Genomic DNA, 24,360 nt, shown 5'->3' with positions numbered 1-24,360 from the left:
CGTGGGCGGTTCCCTCAGCGTACCTGCCTCCAAATTCTACGCGGGTAGAAATCTGAAGGATCCTACAAAACGCACCCAAAGAGCACAGCGGTGAATTCAAGAAGAATAACGCCGGCGGCCCGGGACACGCGGAAACAATTGCCTGGGCTTCCCCCTGCGACACCGCGCGCTGTACAAAGGAATCCAGAGGAACACACCATTGCCCTCCGGGGGACCGCCGTATCGACATCGCCGCACGTCAGGGCGGCGAGGACCACGATACGGACGGGCTATCCGCAGGAAAGGACCGATATCCGTGGCACAGCGTGTGGTGGTCACTCTCTCCGATGACATCGACGGAGGAGAGGCGGCGGAAACAGTCGCGTTCGGCCTCGACGGGAAGATGTACGAGATCGACCTGAATCCCGCCAATGCAGAGAAACTGCGCAAGGTCCTGGCCCCCTACCTGGCGGCCGGGCGCAGGGTCGGGACCCGTCCCGGCCCCCGGTCCGGCAAGGCCGGCGGCCCCGCGAAGGGCGAGTACAAGTACAGCGCCCTGGCCCCCGACCCGGCGGCCGTCCGCGCCTGGGCCCAGTCCAACAAGATGGACGTGCCGGCCCGCGGCCGTATCCCCAAGCGTGTGTACGAGGCCTTCCAGGCCGCGAGCTGACGGGTCGGCCGCTCCGGCCGGGCCGGCTTCGGCGAGGGGCGGGCCGGGGGTCGGAGGGTCGGCCCTGTGGCCCGCCGATCGGCCGGACCGCGGGTCGGCGGGCCCTCGGGCCCGTCTCCGGTGGGGGTCGCACCCCGATTTGCCATCCACCCCCCATGATCCGCTAGAGTTTGGATCACGCCGAGGGGCAAAGCCGAAAAGCCGAACCCCCAGCAGCGTGCGGGTGTAGTTCAGTAGCAGAACAGCCCCCTTCCAGGGGGAAGGCGCAGTGTGCGATCCCTGTCACCCGCTCTGCACTACTCGGCCGAAGCACTCCGGTGCGTCGGGTAGAGTGGTGTTCGCACCGACCGGTGAAAGCCGATCGGGAGCATGCGGACGTGGCTCAGTTGGTAGAGCATCACCTTGCCAAGGTGAGGGTCGCGAGTTCGAATCTCGTCGTCCGCTCAGGGAGCGAAAGCCCCGGTTCTCAGGAACCGGGGCTTTCGTCATGCCATGCCCTCTCATGCCCTCTCGCGCCGTTTCCCATCCGTTTCGCACCCTTGACACGTGCGTGGCGACCGTCACGTACCGCCGGGCGGAGAACCGTGGCCCGGCCCCTCCCGGGCTTGTGTATAGTTAGCAGCGCGCTACGGCGCATGCGGACGTGGCTCAGTTGGTAGAGCATCACCTTGCCAAGGTGAGGGTCGCGAGTTCGAATCTCGTCGTCCGCTCCATGAAGAAGCCCCCAGTCGAATCGACCGGGGGCTTTCTCGTGTCCCCGTCCCCCGTTTTCCCTGCTTCCTTAAGCCCACTTCTCGCCGGTGAGGAGCTCGTACGCCTCCAGGTACTTCGCCCGGGTCGCCGCCACGACCTCCTCGGGCAGGGCCGGCGGCGGCTGCTCGCTCGTCCGGTCCCAGCCGGAGGCCGGCGAGGTCAGCCAGTCGCGCACGAACTGCTTGTCGTACGAGGGCTGGGCGCGGCCCGGCTGCCACTGGTCGGCCGGCCAGAAGCGGGAGGAGTCCGGGGTGAGGACCTCGTCGGCGAGGACCAGCTGCCGCTGCTCGCCCTCGGCGCCGGGCGCGAAGCCGAACTCGAACTTCGTGTCCGCCAGGATGATCCCGCGCTCGCGGGCGATGTCCCGGGCCCGGGAGTAGACGGCGAGCGTCGCCTGGCGCAGCAGCGCGGCGGTCTCGGCGCCGGCCTGACGGGCGACCTCCTCGTACGGCACGTTCTCGTCGTGGTCGCCGACGGCGGCCTTGGTCGCCGGGGTGAAGATCGGCGCGGGCAGCTCGGAGCCGTCCGTCAGGCCCTCGGGGAGGGCGAGACCGCAGACCGTGCGGGACTCCTTGTACTCGACGAGCCCGGAGCCGGTCAGATAGCCGCGGGCCACGCACTCGACCGGGACCATGTCCAGGGACTGGCAGATCAGGGTGCGGCCCGCCCAGTCGGCGGGGGCGCCGGCCGGCAGGTCGGTCGACAGGACGTGGTTCGGCACGAGGTCGGTGAGCCGGTCGAACCACCACAGGGAGAGCCGGGTGAGGACGCGGCCCTTGTCCGGGATCTCGGTGGGCAGCACCCAGTCGTACGCGGACATGCGGTCGCTCGCCACCATGACGAGGTCGCCCGCCTCATTGCGGTACAGGTCGCGGACCTTGCCCGTGTGGAGATGGGTCAGGCCCGGGACCTGGACGGGTTCGGGCTTTTCTACGAATCCGGACACGGTTCCTCCGCGTAGGTTGATCCAGGAGCGGGTCCGATTGTCTCGTACGCGGGCGTGGATCCGAGCGCCGGGCCCCGGGGTCCGCTTCGGTCTTTGCTGCTCAGCCCGTCCTCAGCCGCTCAGTCCTGTTTGCAGATGCGGTCCAGGAGGTTGGCGGTGGCGCGCTGGATGCGGTCGTCCACATGGCCCGGCCGGTCGAGCGCCGGGGACCAGGCGAAGGTGCCCGAGGCGAAGACCCAGGCACCGGACGGGGCCCGGTACAGGCTGGTCTCCTGGTGGCGCGTGACGCCGTCGCCGTCCCGGTAGGGCGAGTGGGCGAGCAGGATGCGGCTCTCGTGCTCGGGCAGCGGGGTGCGCGGGTAGTAGCGGTCGGCCTCGCCCGCGACCAGGCCCGGGATCTCGTCGCCCTCGCCGGCGCCGGTGGACTCCCAGAGCCAGTGCCGCGCGTTCCGTACGACCAGCGGGTGCGGTTCGGGCACCCGGCCCGCGTACTGGATGCCGAGCAGCTCCTGCTCGGGCCGGTCCACCTCGCGCCAGAGCACCGGGCGGCCGGGGCCGCGGCGCTTGCGGCAGGTGAGCAGCCGGTCCGGGGCGCCGGACGGCGACGGGCCCAGCTCCACCTGCCAGTACATGGTGTTGGCGGAGAGGAAGACGAGCGACGTGCCCTGGTCGCGGGCCAGTTCGACGGCACGGCGCATGGGCGCCGACCAGTACTCGTCGTGCCCGGGGAAGACCAGGCCCCGGTAGCGGCTGGGGTCGATCCGGCCCGCGTGCAGGTCGCGCGTCTCGGCATAGGCCAGGTCGTAGCCGTAGCGCTCGGCCCAGCGGATGAAGTCGTAGGCGTGGCCCACGTGCAGCGGCAGGCCCGCGCCCGCGTACGGACGGTCGAAGGAGACGGTCACCGCCGCCTCCTCCTCGCCGAGCAGCCGGCCGTCCTCGTCCCAGGCGTGGTAGAGGCTGGCGCCGCTGTGCCCGTCCTCCGGATAGAGGTTGTACGCCTGCCAGGTCACGTCCGGCAGGACGAGCAGCAGGTCGGCGTGGTGGGCGTCGCGGACGGTGAAGGGGATGTGGGAGCGGTAGCCGCCGGCGGTGGTGAGCACCGCGACATATGCCCCGATCTTCCAGTGCGGCGGGACCTGGAGACGCCAGGACTGCCACCAGTGGTGACAGGACACGGTGCGGTCGGCGGCCAGCGGGGCGGGCTGGACGATGCCGGCGATCCGGGGGCTGGTGCTGATCTTGCGGGCGCCGTCGCCGGAGTAGTGGCCGATCCGGTAGATGTCGACCGAGAACTGCTGGGGCGGGTCCACCGTGACGTGGAAGTCGATCGCCTCGCCGGGCGCCACCGCGCCATTCGAGGCGAAGCCCTTGATCTGGCCGTGCATGTCGTCGGCGGTACGCGGGCCGCCGGCGCCGCCGCGGGCCAGGGTCTCGTCGGCGTACCAGGGCACCAGCTGGCCGGTGCCGTCGAAGTAGTTGTCCGAGCCGCGCAGCCAGGGCAGCGGGCCCTGGCCGAAAGGATCGGACACGGCGTGGGCGAGCGCTCCCGAATCCCAGCGCCTGATCTGCTCCGTACCCATGACGCGCCCCTCCCTCGGTCCCCCGGTCGGCCGGGCGCTCGGCTCCCGGTCGGCCTGCCGGTGCCCGCGGTCCGTCACCGCCGCTGTGTCCGTGTCTGTCTCCAGCACATCACATAACGCATGCGATCCGTCACCGTTCGTCGTGAATCGTTGGGTGGATAACCCAACGATTCGTTCGGTGAGATTCGGCCGTATTCGCTCAGACCAGCCGGACGGGCTTCTCGGGGCGGACTCCGGCCCTGGTCAGCCAGGTGCGCAGCGGCTTCGGGTCGCCGTCCTCGACGAGGGAGAGGACGGTGGCGGTCAGGTCCGTGCAGCGTTCGCCCCGGACGAACAGGGCCGGTCCGTCCAGCCAGTCCAGGCCGGGGGCCGCCTCGGTGGTGTCGACGGCGGCGCAGCAGACCATGGCCGTGACGTGGTCGGCGAGCAGGTCCCGGCCGCTGCGGGGCGGCTGGAGCGGGAACAGCGGGCCGGGGCCGTCGAAGCCCTCCGGCGCCTGGGCGACCGGGCGGCCGCGCTCCTCGCGGGCGGCCTGCGCGGTGAGCGCGGCGGCGAGCTCGTCGGCGGCGGGGCTTTCCAGGCCGCCGTCCGGATCATCGAGGCCGTCGGTGCTGTCCGGGTTCTCCGTGCCCCGCGGGCCTTCCGGGCTCTGCGGACTCTCCGGGCGGTGTCCGGGGGCGGGCCGCTCGGGTGCCGTGAGGTGGGTGATGATCCGGGCCAGGGTGGGCGGCGCGTCCGGTACGTCGGTGGGGGCGGGCGCCGCGGGGCGTTCGGCGGGCGGGGCCGCCGGGTCCGGGGCGACGCGGTCGAGGACCTGGTGGAGGCGGGCCGCGTCGGCACGCCACGTACGGTCGACGACCTCCTCGGCGTACGCGCCCCACTCCACCGGCGCCCAGTTCGCCCCCGGCCCGGCCGGAGCGCCGTGGAACAGGCGGGCGGCGAGCAGTGAGGTCGCCTCGTCGACCGCGCCCGGCTCCTCCAGGAGGTCGCAGGCGGGCCGTTCACCGAGCCGGGAGGTGAAGCCCTCGGCGAGCCGGTCGCGGCGGGACAGTTCGGTGAGCGCCGAGACCACGCCGGCGTCGAGCCGGGCGGGCCAGCGGCCCATCCGCCAGGCGGGCAGCGCGACCCGGGTGAGCAGCCGGTCCCAGCCCGCGTAGGCGAGGCCGACCTGTTCCTGGGCGACGATCCGGACCCCGTAGTCGACGGTCTGCGCGCGCTCCGAGCCGGCCGCGGCGACCCCGCGCTCCATCTCGGCGGCGTGGCCGCGGCAGCCCCGGAGCAGGGTCCGGGCCAGCCGGCCGACCCCGTGCGCGCCGAGGCGGCGGACCGGGTCGAGTCCGGGCGTACGGGGCACGGCGACGGCCGCGTCCAGGCCGCGGACGAAGCGCCGGGCGGCCGCTATGTCGGGGTGCGCGGCCGGGCCCGTACCGGCGACGACGGGGGCGAGGACGGCGCGCAGTTCGCCGACCCGCATCCACCAGAGGAAGGGCGAGCCGATGACCAGGACCGGCGCGTCGCCGACCCGGCGGGCGCCGTGCGCCCGGTGCGAGCGGTCCTCCAGCCAGCTGTCGCAGTCCGGCGTCAGGGCTATCGCGGAGGGCGGCGGGACGCCGAGCCGGTCGGCAAGGTCGCGGACCAGCCGGTAGAGGTCGGGGGCGGCGCTCTCGGCGAGCTCCACCGTCGGTGTCACGGCCGGCCGGGAACGGGCCACGACCAGGGCGACGGCCGCCGCCACGAGCAGGACGACGACGGCGAGGACGGTCACCACCCAGCGGGCGGTGTCCCAGCCGGGGCCGGTGAAGTGGCCGGTGACGCCGCCCGCGTACAGGACGGCGGCGACGGCGGCGGGGAGCACCGCGAGGCCGAGGGCCCGGCCGCGGACGCGGAGCACGGCGAGGGCGCGGGCGCGGGCGGCGCGGGCGCCGAGTTCGTCACCGGTCGCGTAGCCGGGGGTCGCGCGCGAACCGCCCGGGCCGACGGGGCCGCGCGGGCCGCCGCCCGGTCCGCTCGCGCGGTGCGCCCGGTCCACCCGCCGCGCGGGGGCCGGTCCGCGGGAATCGTCCGCGCCGCTGGTTCCCCTCGTGCCACCCGTGCCACCCGTGCCACTTGTGCCACTTGTGCCACTTGTGCCACTTGTGTTGCCGTTCGTGCCGGTCACGCCGTACATCACCCCCTCCTGTCCTCGTCGGGACTGCCCGTGGCGGTGTTGCTCACTCCCCCACTGTGGCACCCGGCCCCGACATCGCAATGCCGGTGGGCCAAGTGCCGGAGCATGCCCGGGAACGCCTGCGCCGCACCCTAGTTGGGGCGTCGGCGGGCGTCATCCGGATGGGCAAGTCGTCACCCGATGGAATGGCTTTGGGTAAAGGTGATGACGGTGGCACGGTCGTACGGTTCACTGTGCGACCGTGCCCCGAGGGACCTGGGTGCGGCCCCGGGAGGGGTCCCGGACGTACCCCCGGAAACAGGCCGGGGACACGCCGGGAACGGGCCGCGGAACGGCCCGGGAAGGGACGCGACGGGCCGGGCAAAGCCGGGGCGTCAGCCCCGGGCGGCCTTCTCCGCGATGTCCGTGCGGTGCTGCGAGCCGTCAAGACGGATTCGGCCGACCGCCGCGTAGGCGCGCTCGCGGGCCTCGGTCAGGTCCGAACCGGTGGCGGTGACCGACAGGACCCGGCCGCCCGCGCTCAGGACCGCCTCGCCGTCGCGCTTCGTACCGGCGTGCAGGACGTACGCGTGCGGGGCGTCCCGCTCCGCGACCTCGGCCAGGCCCCCGATCGGGTCACCGGTGCGCGGGGTGCCCGGGTAGTTGTGCGAGGCGACCACGACGGTGACGGCGGCGTCGTCGCTCCAGCGCAGCGGCTCCTGGTCGGCGAGGGTGCCGTTGGCGGCGTTCAGCAGGACACCGGCCAGCGGGGTCCGCAGACGGGCCAGGACGACCTGGGTCTCGGGGTCGCCGAACCGGGCGTTGAACTCGATGACCCGGACTCCACGGCTGGTGATCGCGAGCCCCGCGTACAGCAGGCCCGAGAACGGCGTGCCGCGGCGGCGCAGCTCGTCGACGGTGGGCTGCAGGACGGTCTCCAGGACCTCGTCGACCAGCGCCGGGTCGGCCCACGGCAGCGGCGAGTAGGCGCCCATGCCGCCGGTGTTCGGGCCCTCGTCGCCGTCGAGCGCGCGCTTGAAGTCCTGCGCGGGGCACAGCGGGACGACGGTGGTGCCGTCGGTGATGGCGAAGAGGGAGACCTCGGGGCCGTCCAGGAACTCCTCGATCACGACGCTCCCCCTGCGCCCTGAGGGCGCGGGAGGTGCCCCCACGCAGGACACCGCGTGCGCGCGGGCCGCGGCCAGGTCGGCGGTCACCACGACGCCCTTGCCGGCCGCGAGACCGTCGTCCTTGACGACGTACGGAGCGCCGAAGGCGTCCAGCGCCTCGTCGATCTCGGCGGGGGTGGTGCACACGTAGCTGCGGGCGGTGGGCACGCCGGCGCCGGCCATGACGTCCTTGGCGAACGCCTTCGAGCCTTCCAGCCGAGCGGCTTCCCGGGAGGGGCCGAAGGCGGGGATGCCGGCGGCGCGGACGGCGTCGGCGACACCGGCGACCAGCGGGGCCTCCGGGCCGACGACGACCAGGTCGGCGCCGAGGCCGGTGGCGAGCGCGGCGACGGCCGCGCCGTCGAGCTGGTCGACGGCGTGCAGCTCGGCGACCTCGGCGATTCCGGCGTTGCCGGGCGCGCAGTGCAGAGCGGTGACGTCGGGATCGAGGGAGAGAGAGCGGCACAGGGCGTGTTCGCGGGCGCCGCCGCCGATGACGAGGACCTTCACGGCAGCCAGGGTAGCCCGCTCGGCGGTATGCCCTTTGTGCGGGCCACCGAGCGGGACGCGGCTACTCGTTCGTGTATTCCTCCAGGACCGTGGCGCCGAGCTCGCGCACGATCAGCTCGTGGCCGGAGAGCGCCGAGTCGACGAGGTCCGGGTCGTCCGCCTCCGGAACGTCGTCCTCCGGCGCCACCGGCGCCGGGGCGGGGGCCGCCGGAGCCTGCGGCGCGGCGGCGCGCGGCGCGGGCTGGGACGCCGGGGCCTGCGGCTGGGCCTGGTAGGGCTGCGGTGCCGCCTGTACGGGCGCGGGGGCCGGGGCCGCCTGCTGCGGCGCGGGGCCGCGGGGCGGGGCGGGCGGCGCGGCCGGCCGGCCGCCGCCGAAGCCGCCGGCGGCCGGGGGCGGGTTGGCGCCGCCCGACGGGTCGATGATCGCCTCGATCTTCCACTGCACGTTGAACTGCTCGGCGAGGGCCGTCTTCAGGACGTCCTCACTGCCGCTGCCGGAGAAGTTGTCGCGGGCGCCGGCGTTGAGGAAGCCGAGCTGGAGGGTGGTGCCGTCGAAGCCGGCGACCTGGGCGTTCTGCGAGAGCAGGATCCAGGTGAAACGCCGCCGGTTCTTGACCGCCTCCAGGATCGCCGGCCACATGTTCCGCACCTGTACGGCGCCGGCGGCCGCGTCGCCCGTGGGGGCGGCGGCCTGCGCGGGCGCGGCGGCGGGGGCCGGGGCCTGCACGGGAGCCTGGGGCTGCTGGGGCGCGGAGGCGCCGGGCCACGCGCCGGGCGCGCCGGAACCGGGCCGGGCGGCACCGGGCCAGGCCCCGGGGCGCGGCGCTTCGGCGGCGGGGGCAGGGGCGGGCGCTTGCTGGGGTGCGGGAGCGGGCGCGGGGGCCTGCTGCGGGGCGGGAGCCCGCGGGGGCGCGGCGGGGGCCGGAGCCGGGGGCGGGGGCGGGACATGCGCGTCCGGCGTCGGCACGTACCCCATCTGCGGCGCGGACGGCGGCGGCGTGAACACGGCGGCAGCGGCGGCGGGCGGCGCGGCGGCCACGCCGCGCTCCAGCCGGTCGAGCCGGGCCTGCAGCGACCGCTCGTCGTCGAAGGCGGCGGGCAGCAGCACGCGCGCGCAGATCAGCTCCAGCTGGAGCCGCGGCGAGGTGGCACCGCGCATCTCGGTCAGCCCCGCGTTGACGAGGTCGGCCGCCCGGCTCAGCTCGGCGGCGCCGAACACCGACGCCTGCGCCTGCATCCGCTCGATGACATCGGCCGGGGCGTCGATCAGGCCCTTCTCGGCGGCGTCCGGCACCGCGGCGAGGATCACCAGGTCACGCAGCCGCTCCAGAAGGTCGGCGACGAACCGGCGGGGGTCGTTGCCGCCCTCGATCACCCGGTCCACGACCTCGAAGGCCGCGGCCCCGTCGCCGGCCGCGAACGCGTCCACGACCGAGTCGAGCAGCGAGCTGTCCGTGTAGCCGAGCAGGGACGTCGCCATGGTGTACGTCACACCGTCGTCGGTGGCACCGGCCAGCAGCTGGTCCATGACGGACATCGAGTCACGCACCGACCCGGCACCGGCGCGCACGACCAGCGGCAGCACCCCGTCCTCGACGGGGATGCCCTCGCGGCCGCAGACCTCGCCCAGGTAGTCCCGCAGGGTGCCGGGCGGCACGAGCCGGAAGGGGTAGTGGTGGGTGCGCGACCGGATGGTCCCGATGACCTTCTCGGGCTCGGTCGTCGCGAAGATGAACTTGAGGTGCTCCGGGGGCTCCTCGACCACCTTCAGCAGGGCGTTGAAGCCCGCCGGGGTGACCATGTGCGCCTCGTCGATGATGTAGATCTTGTACCGGCTCGACGCGGGCCCGAAGAACGCCTTCTCGCGCAGGTCACGGGCGTCGTCCACACCACCGTGCGACGCGGCGTCGATCTCGATGACGTCGATGGAGCCCGGCCCGTTGCGCGCGAGGTCGCGGCAGGACTGGCACTCCCCGCAGGGGGTGGGGGTGGGGCCCTGCTCGCAGTTCAGACACCGCGCGAGGATGCGGGCACTGGTCGTCTTTCCGCAGCCGCGCGGCCCGCTGAACAGGTACGCGTGATTGACCCGGTTGTTCCGCAGCGCCTGCTGCAGCGGGTCGGTGACATGCTCCTGACCGATGACCTCGGCGAAGGACTCGGGGCGGTAGCGGCGGTACAGCGCGAGAGACGACACGTATACGAGGTTATAGGCGCGCACCGACAACCCGGGAACGCCGACCGCGCCCCGGAAACACAAGCGCCCCCCACGCACCCGCCAGAGCCGACCTACCCTTGCTGCCTTCCGGCCCTGGGGGAGTTCAGTCAGATAGCGCCACGTGAGGGGCTCCGCCCAGAGTACCCGATCCCCGCCCCTGCCCGTCCCCCACTCCCCCACCCCGATCACCGCCCGCTCCCCGCCCCCTCCCCGGAACTGATCATGGTCGCGACCACCCCTTCCGGTCATGTAATGTTTGCCGCGGAGGATTCGCCTAGTGGCCTAGGGCGCACGCTTGGAAAGCGTGTTGGGGGCAACCCCTCACGAGTTCGAATCTCGTATCCTCCGCCAAGTGCCTCACCGGGCACTAAGTCGAAGGGCCCCACTGCTTGCAGTGGGGCCCTTCGACGTTCCTCAGGTCTCGTTGTTCTGACCTTTGTCCGTAGGCACCGTTCCCGACGGACCCGCCACGCATGCCACCGAGCAACCCCAGTGCCGGCGACCCCGTTCCTCGGCCTGGCCTGGCGCCACCTGTGAGCAGACGAACGCGTCTTCGCCCCCTCCGACATCCACGGCGTCATGAGGCACGCGCACCCATGACAGGCACGTGCACCCATGACATCGATGAACCATGGGAGATATACTTAATCCCATAATTGATATACAGGAGGTGCACATGAGCCGGACAGTGATCGACCTCGATGACGAGCTGGTGGCGGATGTAGCCAAAGCCCTGGGGACCAGCACCAAGAAGGAGACGGTCAACACAGCCCTGCGCGAGGTGCTGGAGAACAGGCGGCGGGCACTGGCCCTGGCCCGCCTGCGCGCCGCCGCCGACGAAGGCGCGTTCGATCTGACCCTCTTCGAGGACAAGCGGAACTACCGACGGTGAACGCCGCTCTCTACCTGATCGACACCAGCGCCCTCGCCCGCTTCATGCGGGGCGACGCGGAGCAGTACGGCTGGGACCAGGCGGCGGCCGCCGGCCTGATCGCCACATGCCCCGTCACCGAGCTGGAGTTCTTCTACAGCGCCCGATCAGCGGCCGACCGGGCGCGCGGCGTCGAGGACATGCGGCTGCTCTTCGGCTGGGCCCCGGTCGACGACCGCGCTTACGACCGGGCCTGGCAGGTCCAGGAGGCCCTCACCAGACAGGGCAAGCACCACAGTGCCGGTGCGGTGGACCTCGTCGTCGCCGCGACCGCCGAGTTGCAGGGACTCACCCTCCTCCACTGTGACCACGACTTCGAATGCATCGCCGCGGTGACGGGCCAGCCCCTTCAGTGGTACGGCCCGGAGGGCCGCAAGTAGCCCGGATCCGAGCTTGGCCGCTCAGCGGGCGGGGCCTGGCATATGCCGCTCGTGCGCGGGTGGTACCGGATCCGCTGTGGACGGGAGTTGTCGTATATGGCGGAAACCTGCCCCGCTCGCATGGGATATGCGTCAACATCCCCCTATGGACCTGGAAGAGACCCATGGGTAAGCGCGAGCCCCGCCGGAAGCGTGAGCGGGTCGGCGCGCATCGGGCGGAGCGGCGGGTGGCGGTTCCGCAGCCGGTCGTGCGGGAGTTTCCGGCGGGGGCTCCGCGTCTCCGTGTCGTGATCGCGCACGACGCTCCCGAGGACGCCCAGCGGCTCTGTGTCCTCTACTGGGAGGTCAAGGACAACGGCACCTGGGCGCGGACCGTGGGCAGCCTCGGTGTGACCAGCGATGTCGGCGAGGTGGTCGCGGCGCACTCGCACGCCGTCCTGCTCGGCTGCCCGTGCGCGACCTGCTCCGAGCCCATCGCCGTCACCAACCGGTCCTGGGCGAACAAGGTGGGCGGCAGATGCCTCGACGCCGAGGCTCCCACGTACTTCTGCCCGGACTGCACGGCCGTCGAGCGCGAGCGGGAGCGGCAGGAGGGCGAGCGGCTCGCGCGCCTGATCGCCGGGGCGATCGCGGACGAGGATGCGAAGAGCGCACCGGCCGGCCCCCTCACGGTGGAGAATCCGCTGGCCCTGGCCCTCTATACGGCGTTGGCCGACTACGCCGCGAACGATCCCGGCACGGCGCTCCCCAGCCTCGCCGCCATCGGCCCCCGGGGCTGGACCGGCGACAGCGAGCAGGACAGGGAACTCCTCCTGGAGCTCTACGGCGCCGGCCTGCTCGCCGTCTCGGCGGAGAGCCCGTCGCACGCGTTCACTCCGTCCCGGGACGGCGCGGGCCTCACGTTCAGCTCCACGGAGGTCGGCTGGCGGCTCGTCGGCGGCCCGGCCGCCGCGCGGGAGCTCGCCGAGGACATCGCGTACGGCCTCCGGACCCGGCCCGGGCCGCAGGGAGCGGCGGCGCGTGACGCCTTCGCCGCGCTGATGGACCGGATCGACATCGCCGACATCACGGCCTACCTCGACGGCCGGCTCACCCAGCGGTACGGCTGTCCCGAGGTGCCGTACGCGCGGCGCGAGGAACTCGCGGACGTCATCCGGAAGGGCTTCCGGCACGGATACACCCCCGGCCAGATGATCTGCTTCGCGTGGCGCGCCGCCGACTCCGCCGCGACGTGGAGGGAGCGCAATCCCCAGGTGGGTCCGCCGGAGGCGGCGTCCGCCTCGGTGACGATCCTCGGCGGAAAGATCGACAAGGCGATCGAGTTCCAGCACTCCATTCCCGAGTACGAGACGCCTCGCCGGCACCAGGCGCCGCTCGCCCTCGGCGCTTTCCGGCGGCTGCGGGCGGACATCCGCCGGGTGTACGACCGCGAGGTCATCGCCGCGTGCGCCCACTGCGACCCGCAGGGCTTCAAGGAGACCGTCCGCGCGGAAACCGGGGCGAGGGCCTTGTGGCGCTGCACCCATCCCGTCGAGATCGCGATCCCGTCCCAGCGGCAGGAGACGGCGGAGCCGAGCCCCGTCGACGACACCCCCGAGCCCGCCGACACCTGAGCGCCCGGGGCCCCGGCCCCGGCCCCGGCGCCCGGGCCGGGGTCACCGCTTCGGCGTCGGTATCGAGGCCGGGGTCACCGCTTCGGCGTCGGGCCCGGCGTCGGCGTCGCCTTCGGTGCCCGGCGGACGGGGACGTACTTCTGGGTGTCGAATTCGATGACCACCGGCCGCGGCTCGGAGGCCACGTCGGCCTGCACCCGGTACATGGTGCCGTCCGCGCCGATCCAGTAGCGCACGGTGTCCGCCGTCCCCGCCTTGCCGCGGGCGTCCGGGCCGGTCATGACGTCCGTCGGCCGGCCGCGCACCTGGCCGGACCCGACCCACTCGGCACCGTTCTGCGGCAGCAACTGGGGATTGTCCGGGCGGTCGTTGCCCAGGCCGAGGGCGATGGCCAGCGAACCGTCCAGGGTGTTGCCGGCCGTCCGCAGCGGGCGGTCGTACCAGCCGGTCGCGGGCGGCGAGGCCGGTGCGGTCGCCGGGGCGTTCGCCAGGGGGTGGAAGCGGACGGTGGTGGCCGTCCACTCGATCAGGCCGTCGCCGGACGCGTCGCGTCCGCTGCCGCGCACCACCCCGTACCCCGTCTTCGCGTGGTAGTCGACGGACCCGGTGACGACCGATTCGCCGGCGGTGCCCGGCACGGTGATGGTCACCGCACGGCCTTCCGCTTCGTAGTTACGGAACCGCGCGACCGCCAGCCGGTTCGCCTCGTCCGAGGTCAGCGCACGCCGGACGGCGGGCTCGTCGCCGCCGTCGGAGAGTGCGAACGCGAGGGCCGCCGCAGCCGCGACGCCGATGCCGGCGACCGCTGCCCAGCGCGCCCGGGGCCGTGTCCTGCCACGCCGGTCCGCCGCGCCTCGCGGCAGACCTCGCCTCATTCTGATGCTCCGCACGCGACGCGACGCTAACAGGGCTTCGCGGGCGTCACCGGCAAATTCCGCTTTCCGACCTGATCATGCGTCAACTTGTGGGATATTGCGGGCGGTTGCTGTGTCCGTAGGGACATAGGACGACAAAGAGGAGTGCCCGTACATGGCGATTCCAAGACTGGCACGCGTGGGGCTGTCCGGTCTGTTACTGATCGGTGGGGCCGCCGGCACCATCGCGACCGGCGCCGGGCAGGCCGGCGCCGCCACTTCCGACGGCACACTGACGGTCCAGGTGCTGCGGGACTTCTTCGGCACCGGCGTGATCAACACGACCATGGACGTGCCGCAGCGGGGCATGAAGGTCGACGTCTCCGACCCGGCCGGCCATCACGTCACCGGCACCACGGACGCCACCGGCAAGGTCGTGGTGCCCCCGTCGGCCGAACTGACCGGTGGCCGGTACCGCGTCGACGTCAGCGTCCCGGCGCCGTACGACCGCTATCTGCGGGCGGCGCCCGCCTCCACCGCGGAGAACCACTTCGACAGCTTCACGTCGTTCGTGGACGTCTCCGAGGGCAAGGACGACTCGGTGGTCACCGGGGTCTGGGACGCGGCCGACTACGCGCTGCCGGACACCCGTTACTTCGTGCCGGTCCAGACCGGTCCCGGCGCGTCCGACACCCGGGCCCTGGTGGCGTTCGGGACGGACTCCCGCGGCACCTGTCCCGGCGACAAGGCCTGCCCGACCGTGCTCGCCACACAGGCGCAGGTGGGGACCACCAACGGGCTGGCCTATGACAAGTACCGCAAGCGGCTGTTCCAGGCGGCGTTCGCCCGGCGGTTCGCCGTGTACGGGCCGGAGGGCGGCAACGCCATCTACACCGTGCCGGCCGACGGCGGCGGCGCCCCGAAGCTGTTCGCGAAGGTGCCGGGCGCCACGAAGACGGCGCACGACAGCGCCACCCCGCTCAAGGACGCCGGGTTCACCGACGCGCCGGGCAAGGAGAGCATCGGCGGCGTGGCCCTGTCGGAGGACGGCTCGACGCTGTACGCGGTGAACATGCTCACCCGCGAGCTGGTCAGTTTCGACGCCACCGGGGCGAGCGCCTCGGCGCCGAAGGCCACGGTGGCCATCCCCGACCCGGGCTGCGCCTCCGCCGGCGACTGGCGGCCGACCGGCCTGGCCGTCCGCGACAACACCCTGTACGTCGGCGGCGTGTGCAGCGCCGAGAGCACGCAGAAGCGCGCGGACCTGAAGGCCGTCGTCTCCACGTACGACGGCAAGCAGTTCACCCCCGTGCTGAACCATCCGCTGACCGCCGAGCGCGGCGATGTGTTCGTCGGCTTCCCGGGCCACGAGGCGTCCCGCTTCTGGAACCCGTGGGACACCCGCCTGGAGACCTGGGACAGCCGCGTGGTCGGCAGCACGATGGTCGGTCCGCAGCCGGAGCTGGCCAGCATGGCCTTCGCCCGCGACGGTTCGATGATCCTCGGCTTCCGCGACCGGCTCATGGACGTCGCCGGCGGGCTCGACCCCAGGCCGGGCAAGGACACCCGGCAGGGCGGCATGGCCGGCGGTGACATCACCATGGCGTGCGCCAAGCCCACGGGCGGGTACGCCTGGGAGGGCACCGAGGACTGCCCGAACCACGCGACTCCCGCCAACAACGGCCAGGAGGCGGAAGGCGTCGTCGAGTACTTCCCCGGCGACTTCTTCTCCGGCGCGACCACCCCGGCCCCGAACCAGCGCGGGCTGCACCAGGAGACCTCGCTCGGCTCGGTCGCCTACATCCCGCAGCAGCAGTGGGTCATCAGCACCCAGATGGACCCGACCGTCCACGTCAACACCGCCGGTGCCGGCTTCTACGACGTCACCACCGGGGCCGGTCCCGGCAACGACCCGAACGGCAACGCGTTCCAGTTCGTCGACGCCAACGGGTTCGGCAAGGCCGGCGGCCTCGGCGACATCGCGTACGCCGCGGCGAACGCGCCGATCCAGATCGGCAACGTGGTCTGGTTCGACGGCGACCACAACGGCATCCAGGACCCCGGGCACGTGCTGCTGCCGGGCGCCACGATCAACCTGCTGGACGCCGACGGCAAGCAGGTCGCCACGACCAAGACCGACGCCGCGGGCGAGTACTACTTCGGCGGGGTCGGCGCGGCGTACGAGCTCACGCCGGGTGCCGACTACACGGTGCAGTTCAACGTGTGTACGGCGGACACCAGCCAGGTGCCCGGCCGGCCGGCGGCCACCGATCTGCGCTTCACGCTCCCCCAAGCCGGTGACGACCGGGCACACGACTCCAATGTGACGCCGCCGACCAGCGGGCAGCTGTGCGACGGATCCGCGCCGGTCACGGCGCCCAAGAACCCGGGAGAGGTCGACCACACGATCGACGCCGGCGTGTACATCCCCGAGAAGACCCCGCCGACGCCCACCCCGACCCCGACGCCGTCCGCGCCGTCGACCAGCACTCCGTCGGCACCCACGCCGTCGGTGCCGCCGGCCTCCACGGCGCCCGCCGGCCCGGTCCCGAACGGCGGCGGCTCGGGCTCCCTCGCCCACACGGGCACGTCCCCTACGGGCATGATCCTCGCCGTCACCACCCTGCTGGTCGGGGCGGGCGCGGCTGTCGTCGTCGTGACCCGTAGGCGCCGTTCCAGGCTCCACTGATCACACACGACCACCTGCGGACAGCCGCGGGTACCACTGAGACGGGCCGGTGCGACGCACCGGCCCGTCTGCGTGACCGCCGGGTGCGTGTTCCCGTCTCGGCTCACCTCACTTTCAGCCTGGCCGTTACTCGTCTGTCGCGCGGGGAGTTCTTGCGGTGGGGTGGATCGCGTACGGACAGGTCGGCTCGGGTCGGGTTCTCTGGAGGTACGGCACGGTGACGGACGACGACATGCGGCAGGCTGTGCCCGCCATGGGGCCCATGGTGGAGCGGACGTACGGTCCGGTGGATCTGAGCCGGGAGCCGATCTTCGCCGGGGGATTCATCAACTTCGGATACTGGCGGGACATCGACCTGGACCATCCGGTCGGCGAGCCCGAGCGGGTCCGCAGCCAGGAGGATCTCTACCGGCACGTCCTCGACTCCCTGACCGCGGCCGAGCTGCCGGAACACCCGAGGATCCTCGACGTGGGCTGCGGCCTTGGCATGGGATGCGCGGTCGCCCTGCGCGAGTACGGGCCCGCGGCGGTCACCGGCATGGACATCCACCCGGACCAGCTGGAGCGGGCGCGCGACGCCCAGGCCGGTCTGCTCGCGGCGGACGGGGAGCGGCTGCGGTTCGTCCGGGGAGCGGCGGAACGCATGCCCATGACGGACGGCGAGTTCGACGCGCTCATCAGCGTCGAGGCCGCTCAGCACTTCCCCGACCTGGACGCCTTCGCGGCGGAGGCGGCGCGGGTGCTGCGCCCGGGCGGCCGGGTGGCCGTCACCAGCTTCTTCACCGTCGACGACGCGCCCGGCCGGACCGAGGAGCCGGCCCGGCTCCTGGAGACGTACGCGAACGGCCTGGACATCGCCCGGCCGGTCCAGGCGCTCGCCGACGCGTTCACGGCCGCCGGGCTCAAGCGGGTGCGCGTCGAGTCGATCGGCCCGGACGTCTGGCCGGGCTGGGACCGGTGGCTCGCCCAGTGGTGGGCCCCGGGCACCTGGCCCCGCAACTTCCTGCGCGCCTACGAGGACCACGTCCTCGACTACTACGTCGTCACCGCGACCCGGCCGGTGTGACGCGGGCGCCGGTGCCGAGGCCGGTGCCGAATCGGCCCGGCCCGGCCCGGCGGCGATCGTGCTGACCATCCCGGGCACGTCCTGACAAGTCGTCAGTCCCCGGCATCTCGCGCCGCATTCGGGTGCTCCTGTCGCTCGTTCGAAGCCCTGGAAGCCGCGTCGCGCGGGGGCCGATCATCCGGTCGTCCATCCTTGCGCCGATACGGCCCTCGGGCGCCCGCCCCGCATCGTCCCGCCGGTCGGCGGACACGTCGTGCGCGAGCCCCGATCACGCTTCGCGGGAGGTTCTCTTGCTCAGAGCGACATGGCGCGACCGGCTCCGGCGAGCCGGCGGACGACTGCTTCCGCCACGGCCGGCGGCTCTCGCGGGGATGTTCGTGCTCGGGACCGGACTGTTTCCGGTGTCCGGTCCGGTCACGGTGCCGGCCGAGGCCGCCGTCCCCCCGTCCTGTGGCCCCTCGCCCGCGGTGACGCCCTTCCTCGACGACGTGCGGCAACCGCCGGTCGCCGCACCGGACGGACAGGACCATTACACCCTCACGGCGGGCGTCCACCACACCCACCGGTTCAGCAGCGCGTGGGGGCCGACCAAGACCCTGGCCTACAGCACGGCCAACGCGGCCATGGACTACCTCGGGCCGACCATCGTCACCCGGAAGGACCGCCCCATCAAGGTGCGGGTCGTCAACGCCCTGCCCGCGGCCGGGACGGCGGTCTTCCCGTTCGACCAGCCCCGCGACGAGAACACCATCACCACACATCGCCATGGCGGTCTCCAGCCCGCGGACAGCGACGGCGTCCCGGTCCCCAACGGCGCGGAGGTGCCCCCGGGGGGATCGCAGACCCAGGAGTACCCGAACCACCAGGCGGCGGCGACCGTCTGGTACCACGACCACGCCGACGCGCACGACTCGTACCACGTCTACGAGGGCCTGGCCGGACTGGCGCCCCACACCGACGAACTGGAGCCGTCGTTCGGACTGCCCCAGGGCGACTTCGCCAAGGCGTACGTGCTCCAGGACAAGTCCTTCAACGCCGACCACTCGCTGTGTTACACGCACGCCGACCCGGAGTTCTTCGGCGACCTGCCGGTGATCAACGGGACCATCGCCCCCAAGCAGGCCGTACAGCCGCGGCGCTACACCTTCACTCTGGTGAACGGCTCCGACTCGCGCTTCTACCACCTCAGCCTCCAGCCGGCCGACGGATCGCGTGCGGCAGCCGCGCCGGCCATGACCGTGGTCGGCAACGACGTGGGCTATCTGCGGCATCCCGCTCCCGTCGGCGACCTGCTGATCTCCCCCGGAGAGCGCTACAAGGTGGTCGTCGACTTCACCGGTCACGAAGGGCAGCGGTGGGTGCTGGCCAACGACGCCGCCGCGCCCTACCCCGGCCCGAACACCGCCGCCCTGATTCCCCGGCTGATGCGCTTCGACGTGGCGCGCGCCGTGACGTCCCCGGACCGCTCACGCGTACCGGGGACGATCGTGGAGACCAACAACGACGAGTCGCTGACCGGGCAGTTGGCGAAGGCACGGCTCCGGACCGTGCAGGCCGCGGAGAGCACGCCCGGCGTCGCGCAGCTCGGGGACGCGAACCGGCTGCTCAACTACTTCGACGCCGCCACCGAGACGCCGCAGCTCGGCTCCACGGAGGTCTGGGCGATGCGCAACCGCACTCCGGACGCGCACCCCTTCCACGAACACCTCGCGGAGCTCCGTCTGATCGGACGGTGGCCCGTCGGCCAGTGGGACGCCGACGGGAAGCCCGTGCCCGGCACGGTGGGCGCCTTCGAGCCGGCGAAAGCCTACGAATCCGGGCCCAAGGACACCTTCGTGGCTCCACCGGACCACATCACCGCCTGGGTCGGCACGTACACCATCCCGGGCACATCGGTCTGGCACTGCCACATCCTCTCCCACGAGGACGGCGCCTCGACGGGTGGTGCCATCGAGATGATGCGCCCTCTGGTCATCGGCTCGGCACCGCAGCTCCGGCTTCCTCTCGTGCTCAGCCAGGCGCGTCTCGACCGGCTGGTCCGCAAGCCGTAGACGCGGGGCCGCCGGTCCGGCACCCGGCACCCCCGGCACCCCCGGGGCCCCGGCACGGCATCCGCCACGTCCCCCGTCAGCCCGCAGGGCCGGACAGCGAGTCCGGCCCTGCGGCGTATCCGGGTCCGTCTCCCCGTCAGACCGGGCAGGGGCGGTATTCGAGGCTCAGTTCGCGGTCGACGGCGTAGCTGGTGCGCATCGCGGCGTCGGAGACCAGTTCCCAGGAGCCGTACTTGGCGTAGAGCTGGTCGGCGGTCGGGCCGAGGGGGTTGCCGTACTTTGCCTGGTTGCGCTCTTCGAGGATGCGGACCTCCGCGGGGGTCATGCCGGCGCGGGTGATCTCCTTGGCCTGGTTGCGCATGTCGACGAGTTCGCGGGCGACCTCCTCCTCGGTGGCGCCCGCCGCGCGCATGTCGGCCTCGGTGCGGTGCATGTCCTCCAGGAGCTGGTGGTAGCGCATGCGGATGCGCTGGGCCTCGACCTTCTCGTCCATCGGCATGACGCGGATCCGGCACACCACCGGGTCGGTACTGGGACAGGGGTCGTTCGCCGGGACCGGGCGGGCGAGCGGGGCCGTGATGATCGAGCCGCAGGCCTCCGCCGCGGCGGCCGTGGCCGAGACCCCGGTGGTCAGAACGGCGACGGCCGCCACGAACGGCGCGAGCGCGGGCAGCAGCGCTCGGCGCGACAGCGAACGGGAGAAGGAGGGGAGGGCGAAGGGGAACGGGGAGGAAAGGCGCATGGGCGCATCCTCGAAGGCCGCGCCCGGGCCCTTCACGCAGGCGCACCGCCGATCACCCTGAGGGGTGACCCGCGCTCCGGATCACGCCCCGGAGCGCGCTCACAGCGCGCGCTGGAACTCGTGTGCCTCGTGGGTCGGGAGGTAGCCGAGAGCGTCGTTGACGCGGCGCATGTACGGGTTGGTGTCGGCGGTGTCGGTGACGAGTCCGGCCAGTCCCGGCTGCCGCTCGCGCGCCCGTACGATCGACGCCGCCTTCATCCAGCGGGCGAGGCCGTGGCCGCGGTGTTCGGGCAGGACGGCCGTCCCGTAGTGCAGGCCGTCGCCGGTTCCATCGCCCGGCGTCACCAGTTCGGTGAACCCGACGACGGCCCCGTCCGCCTCGGCCACCGCCGCCACCGTGTGCAGCACTTCGCCGCGCCCGGCGACCGCGGCCGCCGCCGCCCGTACCCGTTCGAGGTCCCAGACCACCCGGCCGTAGTCGACCGTTCCCATCGGCATGTCGTCCATGGCCCGGCGCGACGCCACGTAACTGGCGGCCAGCTCGTCCGGGACCAGGCCCGTCCACTCCACCAGCCGGTAGCCAGGATGTTCCTGCCGCGTGAGCGCGGTCAGGAAGGGCAGGTCGGCGTCGACCAGCGGCAGCCGCGCGTACGTCAGCCGCATCGCCACGCCGAACTCCCGCGCGGCGAGGAACGCCGCGCCGGGCGACCCGGCCTCCGCCTGCGCGACCAGGCTGCGCCGCCCGTCCTCGCGCGCCGCCGCGACGGCCGCGTCGAGCAGCAACGACCCGGCGCCGTGGCGGCGTTCGGCCGGATGGACCCGTACGTCCACCCCGGCCAGATGGCGCTGGCCGTCCTTCGTGAAGAACCGCAGGAACGCGTGCCCCAGCGGGGTTCCGTCCGGGCCGCTCGCCACCCAGGCGAGGCGGTGTCCGAGGGAGGTCGGTTCGGGGTCGGCGAGCGGGGTGAGGCGTATCGACACGTCGGTGACTCCGTCGTCAGGGTCGGGGATCCGCTCTGGGGAGGACCCGCCCGGGAACACCTGCCCAGGGAAATCCGGCCACAGGAGATCCGGCCAAGATCGAGAGGTGACGGTACGCCAGGCCGCCCCATGAGGTCCCGCCTTTTTCCCGGGGCGACCGTCCCTCACGGTCCCTGCCAGGCGGGCCGGTCAGCCCTTGACCTACGCGGCCCCGCCCCCCCTGCTCCCCTCGCCCACCGGGCAAGCGGTCACTCGAAGTTGTCGCTCGCCAGCCGCAGCGCCAGCTCCTGGAGGATGTGCGCGGTGTCGGGATCCGCCCCGGTGGAGTCGTGGGCTTCGGCCACCGCGTCGAACGCCACGATGAAGCCGTTGACGAGCGCGCTCAGCGGCTCGGAGAGCTGGGCGAGGACCGCCATGCCGACCTCCTCGGCGCCCGCCCCCGCCGGCACCGCGAACTGCCCCGGGATCACCTCCCCGAGCAGGTCCGAGACGAGGCTCTCGTCGACCCCGCCGCGCAGCGCCGTCAGTGCGGCGATGGCCTTGAGTTTGATCTCGTTCTCGGTCACGCGCCGAGCCTAGGAGTCCGTACGGGCCGGGGGACGGGGGCACGCGACAGGCCGTCCGGAATTCATCGGCAAACATCTTCGGTTCACCGATGAGTTTTCGATCAGGCCGCGGTCTGCCCTGTCAATACGGGACACCACGTCACCGTGAACCGAGGAAGAGGTCCTGCCATGGCCGCCGTCACCGCTCCGAACCCCGCCAGCTACTTCCCCTCCATCGAGAAGAAGTACGGGCGTCCCGTCGCCGAGTGGCTGGAGCTCATCGAGGCCTCCCCGCTCGTCAAGCACATGGAGCTCGTGAAGTGGCTGAAGACCGAACACGGTCTGGGCCACGGTCACGCCAACGCCCTCGTCGCCTACTCTCGCAACCTCTAGGTGTATTGACTCGCAGGGTTGTTGACACGGGTGCTGGGTGGGTTTCCGCCGAGTGCGGTGTGGCTGCGGTGGTGGTTGTAGGTGCGGGCACGGCGCGAGCGAGCGGCGTCCGCGGGACGTCTCGCGCGAGGCGTACGTCGCCGACGTCCTCTTCGTGATCGAAGAACTCCGGCTGGAACGGCCGGTGTTGATCGGCCAGTCGTACGGCGCCCACGCCGCCCTGCTGACCGCCGCCGCGCACTCCGCCCTGCTGTCCGCGGCCGTCCTGGTCGAGGCCGGCCCAGCCCGCACCACGCCCGGGACCGTGGCGGAGGTCGGCGGCCGGCTGCGGGCCTGGCCGGTGCCGTTCCCGACGCGGGAGGCGGCGGTCGCGCACCTCGGCGGCGGGCCCGTGGGGGAAGGCTGGGCGGACGGCCTGGAGGTACGGGACGACGGACTGTGGCCCAGGTTCGTCCCCGAGGTGATGACCGCCGCGCTCGCCGAGAACACCGGGCGCGACCGCTGGGAGGAGTGGGACGCGATCGCCGTGCCCGTCCTCGCCGTCCTCGGCCGGCACGGCATCATCCCGGCGGAGGAGTACGAGCGAATGGCGGGACGGCAGCCGGCGCGGCTGTACGGGTCCGGCGTCCCGGGCACCGGGCACGACCTGCACCTGGAGCGGCCGGAGGTGCTGCACGCCGTGATCGCGGATTTCCTCTCCGGACTCCCGTCCCGGCCGCCCTCCGCGCGATAGAACGAACCCATGGGTGAACCAAGGGTGATCGGCTCCGAGGAGCGCCGGGCGCGGCTCGCGACACGGCACCGGCTGGCCGGGGCCGCGCGGGCGACGACGGCCGAAGAGGTCGCGGACGCGCTGGTGGCGCTGCACGGCACGGATCCGGCGACGGTGTTCCTCGCCGTCGGCGCGCGCCTCGCGGACGACGGCACGGATCCGGTCGCGAGGACCGAGCGGGCGCTGTACGAGGAGCGGACGCTGGTCCGGATGCACGGCATGCGGCACACCGTCTTCGTCGTGCCGTCCGGGCTCGCCGCCGCCGTGCACTCCTCCTCCGCCGAGGCGGCCGGCGTCCGCGAACGCGCCCGTCTCCTCGCGCACTTGGCGGCGGGCAGCGACTACGACGAGCCGTGGCTCGCCGAGACCGAGCGCCTGGTCCTCGCCGAACTGGCGGCGCGGGGCGAGGCGACCGGGACCGAACTCGGCGCCGCCGTCCCGCGATTGCGGGCGACGTACGTGTACGGGGTCGGCACCCGCCAGGAGGGACCGCAGTCCGTCGGCACCCGCGTCCTGCGGATACTCGGGATGCGCGGCCTGATCGTCCGGGGCCGCCCGCAGGGCGGCTGGACGTCGAACCGCTTCCGCTGGTCGGCCGCGCCGGAGGGGGCCACGGCGGCCGCCCCGCCGCCCGCCGAGGCGCGCGCGGAGCTCGTACGGCACTGGCTGGCCGCGTACGGGCCGGCGACGGAGGCCGACCTGAAGTGGTGGACGGGCTGGACGCTGACGGACGTACGGCGTGCCCTGGGCGCGCTCGACGCCGTACGGGTGACCCTCACGGGGGCGGGGGCCGGGGGCGAGGACGGGACCGGGTTCGTACTGCCCGACGACCTCGACCCCGTACCGTCCCCGGACGAACCGTGGGCGGCGCTGCTCCCCGCGCTCGATCCGACGGCGATGGGCTGGCAGGAGCGCGACTGGTATCTCGACCCGGCCCACCGTCCGCTCCTCTTCGACCGGAGCGGGAACATCGGGCCGACGGTGTGGTGGAACGGCCGGATCGTGGGCGGCTGGGCGCAGCGCCCGGACGGCGGGATCGTGTGGCGGCTGCTGCCGGACGCGGAGGACGCCACGCGCGCCACGCGCGCCACGCACACCAAGGGCACGGCGAAGGGCGGCCGGACGGCTCTCGTACGGGCGGTGGAGGCGGAGGCGGCGCGGCTGGCCGGCCGGCTCGGCGAGGTCCGGGTCACCCCGCGCTTCCGTACCCCGCTGGAGAAGGAGCTGTCCGCCGGCTGACCGGACCGGCCCCTCCGGGTCGTCCTCGCTCCGGGTCGTCCTCGCTCCGGGTCGTCCTCGCTCCGGGTCGTCCCCCCTTTCGGGTGGCGTCCCCCGGGGGATCGGACCAAGCGCCGGGCGGTCCGGCCCGGCTCTG

Annotated in this window: 19 protein-coding genes, 4 tRNA genes and 1 other RNA gene; 14 read left to right on the top strand and 10 right to left on the bottom strand. The window is 73.0% G+C overall.

The features are described 5' to 3' along the window. The first annotated feature begins 295 nt into the window (after window positions 1–295). The 4 genes from ABZ693_RS14575 to ABZ693_RS14560 all read left to right on the top strand — a co-directional run bounded on the left by ABZ693_RS14575 (window position 296) and on the right by ABZ693_RS14560 (window position 1,362). Window positions 296–649: a histone-like nucleoid-structuring protein Lsr2 gene (locus ABZ693_RS14575; RefSeq protein WP_359876349.1), complete on the top strand. Its 354-nt coding sequence runs from the start codon at window positions 296–298 to the stop codon at window positions 647–649. A gap of 219 nt (window positions 650–868) precedes the next feature. Beyond that, window positions 869–940 (top strand) — tRNA-Gly (locus tag ABZ693_RS14570). 80 nt (window positions 941–1,020) lie between these two features. Further along, window positions 1,021–1,093: transfer RNA gene (locus ABZ693_RS14565), tRNA-Gly, on the top strand. A 193-nt stretch (window positions 1,094–1,286) separates the two neighbouring features. After that, window positions 1,287–1,362 (top strand) — tRNA-Gly (locus tag ABZ693_RS14560). A gap of 68 nt (window positions 1,363–1,430) precedes the next feature. On the opposite strand, the gene ABZ693_RS14555 is transcribed toward ABZ693_RS14560, so the two are convergent. The 6 genes from ABZ693_RS14555 to ffs all read right to left on the bottom strand — a co-directional run bounded on the left by ABZ693_RS14555 (window position 1,431) and on the right by ffs (window position 10,102). Continuing rightward, the gene (locus ABZ693_RS14555; RefSeq protein WP_359876348.1) at window positions 1,431–2,348 is read right to left on the bottom strand and encodes a phosphoribosylaminoimidazolesuccinocarboxamide synthase; all 918 of its coding nucleotides are present in this window, start codon (window positions 2,346–2,348) and stop codon (window positions 1,431–1,433) included. Between the two features lie 119 nt (window positions 2,349–2,467). Next, window positions 2,468–3,928, bottom strand: a complete 1,461-nt coding sequence (locus ABZ693_RS14550; protein ID WP_359876347.1) for a N,N-dimethylformamidase beta subunit family domain-containing protein — start codon at window positions 3,926–3,928, stop codon at window positions 2,468–2,470. 199 nt (window positions 3,929–4,127) lie between these two features. Next, complete coding sequence (locus ABZ693_RS14545) at window positions 4,128–5,819, bottom strand: M48 family metalloprotease (protein ID WP_359876378.1); 1,692 nt, start codon at window positions 5,817–5,819, stop codon at window positions 4,128–4,130. Between the two features lie 650 nt (window positions 5,820–6,469). Then, complete coding sequence (purD, locus tag ABZ693_RS14540) at window positions 6,470–7,753, bottom strand: phosphoribosylamine--glycine ligase (RefSeq protein WP_359876345.1); 1,284 nt, start codon at window positions 7,751–7,753, stop codon at window positions 6,470–6,472. 61 nt (window positions 7,754–7,814) lie between these two features. Continuing rightward, window positions 7,815–9,947, bottom strand: coding sequence for a DNA polymerase III subunit gamma and tau (locus tag ABZ693_RS14535; RefSeq protein ID WP_359876343.1), 2,133 nt, complete (start codon window positions 9,945–9,947; stop codon window positions 7,815–7,817). A gap of 56 nt (window positions 9,948–10,003) precedes the next feature. Beyond that, window positions 10,004–10,102, bottom strand: an RNA gene (gene ffs, locus ABZ693_RS14530) — signal recognition particle sRNA small type. Between the two features lie 129 nt (window positions 10,103–10,231). Here ffs and ABZ693_RS14525 point away from each other — a divergent pair. From ABZ693_RS14525 to ABZ693_RS14510, 4 genes are all read left to right on the top strand, one after another. Beyond that, a tRNA-Ser gene (locus tag ABZ693_RS14525) sits at window positions 10,232–10,319 on the top strand. Between the two features lie 325 nt (window positions 10,320–10,644). Then, window positions 10,645–10,860: a type II toxin-antitoxin system VapB family antitoxin gene (locus ABZ693_RS14520; protein WP_359876341.1), complete on the top strand. Its 216-nt coding sequence runs from the start codon at window positions 10,645–10,647 to the stop codon at window positions 10,858–10,860. Then, on the top strand, window positions 10,857–11,279 hold the full coding sequence (locus tag ABZ693_RS14515; RefSeq protein WP_359876340.1) for a PIN domain nuclease: 423 nt from the start codon (window positions 10,857–10,859) through the stop codon (window positions 11,277–11,279). The genes ABZ693_RS14520 and ABZ693_RS14515 overlap by 4 nt, the downstream gene beginning before the upstream one ends. A 287-nt stretch (window positions 11,280–11,566) precedes the next feature. Further along, window positions 11,567–12,892, top strand: a complete 1,326-nt coding sequence (locus ABZ693_RS14510) for a hypothetical protein (RefSeq protein ID WP_359876338.1) — start codon at window positions 11,567–11,569, stop codon at window positions 12,890–12,892. Between the two features lie 74 nt (window positions 12,893–12,966). On the opposite strand, the gene ABZ693_RS14505 is transcribed toward ABZ693_RS14510, so the two are convergent. Continuing rightward, window positions 12,967–13,767: a hypothetical protein gene (locus ABZ693_RS14505; protein ID WP_359876336.1), complete on the bottom strand. Its 801-nt coding sequence runs from the start codon at window positions 13,765–13,767 to the stop codon at window positions 12,967–12,969. Between the two features lie 154 nt (window positions 13,768–13,921). Here ABZ693_RS14505 and ABZ693_RS14500 point away from each other — a divergent pair, with 154 nt between their 5' ends. From ABZ693_RS14500 to ABZ693_RS14490, 3 genes are all read left to right on the top strand, one after another. Continuing rightward, entirely contained in the window at window positions 13,922–16,435 is a 2,514-nt protein-coding gene (locus tag ABZ693_RS14500; RefSeq protein ID WP_359876335.1) for an SdrD B-like domain-containing protein, read from the top strand. Window positions 16,436–16,652: 217 nt separating this feature from the next. Beyond that, complete coding sequence (locus ABZ693_RS14495) at window positions 16,653–17,501, top strand: class I SAM-dependent methyltransferase (protein WP_359876334.1); 849 nt, start codon at window positions 16,653–16,655, stop codon at window positions 17,499–17,501. A 371-nt stretch (window positions 17,502–17,872) separates the two neighbouring features. Continuing rightward, complete coding sequence (locus ABZ693_RS14490) at window positions 17,873–19,552, top strand: multicopper oxidase family protein (protein WP_359876333.1); 1,680 nt, start codon at window positions 17,873–17,875, stop codon at window positions 19,550–19,552. A 136-nt stretch (window positions 19,553–19,688) separates the two neighbouring features. Here ABZ693_RS14490 and ABZ693_RS14485 read toward each other — a convergent pair whose 3' ends face one another. From ABZ693_RS14485 to ABZ693_RS14475, 3 genes are all read right to left on the bottom strand, one after another. After that, on the bottom strand, window positions 19,689–20,294 hold the full coding sequence (locus tag ABZ693_RS14485; RefSeq protein ID WP_359876332.1) for a hypothetical protein: 606 nt from the start codon (window positions 20,292–20,294) through the stop codon (window positions 19,689–19,691). 99 nt (window positions 20,295–20,393) lie between these two features. After that, on the bottom strand, window positions 20,394–21,275 hold the full coding sequence (locus ABZ693_RS14480; RefSeq protein ID WP_359876330.1) for a GNAT family N-acetyltransferase: 882 nt from the start codon (window positions 21,273–21,275) through the stop codon (window positions 20,394–20,396). A 248-nt stretch (window positions 21,276–21,523) separates the two neighbouring features. Then, complete coding sequence (locus ABZ693_RS14475; RefSeq protein WP_359876328.1) at window positions 21,524–21,841, bottom strand: hypothetical protein; 318 nt, start codon at window positions 21,839–21,841, stop codon at window positions 21,524–21,526. Between the two features lie 168 nt (window positions 21,842–22,009). Here ABZ693_RS14475 and ABZ693_RS14470 point away from each other — a divergent pair, with 168 nt between their 5' ends. Genes ABZ693_RS14470 through ABZ693_RS14460 form a run of 3 tightly spaced genes read left to right on the top strand, consistent with a single transcriptional unit; the run spans window position 22,010 to window position 24,224 of the window. Further along, window positions 22,010–22,213: a DUF4287 domain-containing protein gene (locus ABZ693_RS14470; RefSeq protein WP_359876326.1), complete on the top strand. Its 204-nt coding sequence runs from the start codon at window positions 22,010–22,012 to the stop codon at window positions 22,211–22,213. 52 nt (window positions 22,214–22,265) lie between these two features. Next, window positions 22,266–22,946 carry an alpha/beta fold hydrolase gene (locus tag ABZ693_RS14465; RefSeq protein WP_359876376.1) on the top strand — a complete coding sequence of 227 codons (681 nt, stop codon included), beginning with the start codon at window positions 22,266–22,268 and terminating at the stop codon, window positions 22,944–22,946. 9 nt (window positions 22,947–22,955) lie between these two features. Further along, on the top strand, window positions 22,956–24,224 hold the full coding sequence (locus ABZ693_RS14460; RefSeq protein WP_359876325.1) for a winged helix DNA-binding domain-containing protein: 1,269 nt from the start codon (window positions 22,956–22,958) through the stop codon (window positions 24,222–24,224). Window positions 24,225–24,360: the final 136 nt, after the last annotated feature.

The sequence above is a fragment of the Streptomyces laurentii genome (assembly GCF_040635425.1).
In the GTDB taxonomy this organism is placed as follows: domain Bacteria; phylum Actinomycetota; class Actinomycetes; order Streptomycetales; family Streptomycetaceae; genus Streptomyces; species Streptomyces laurentii.
Note: the sequence above shows the minus strand (reverse complement) of the source record. Positions and strands in the feature narration are given on the sequence as shown.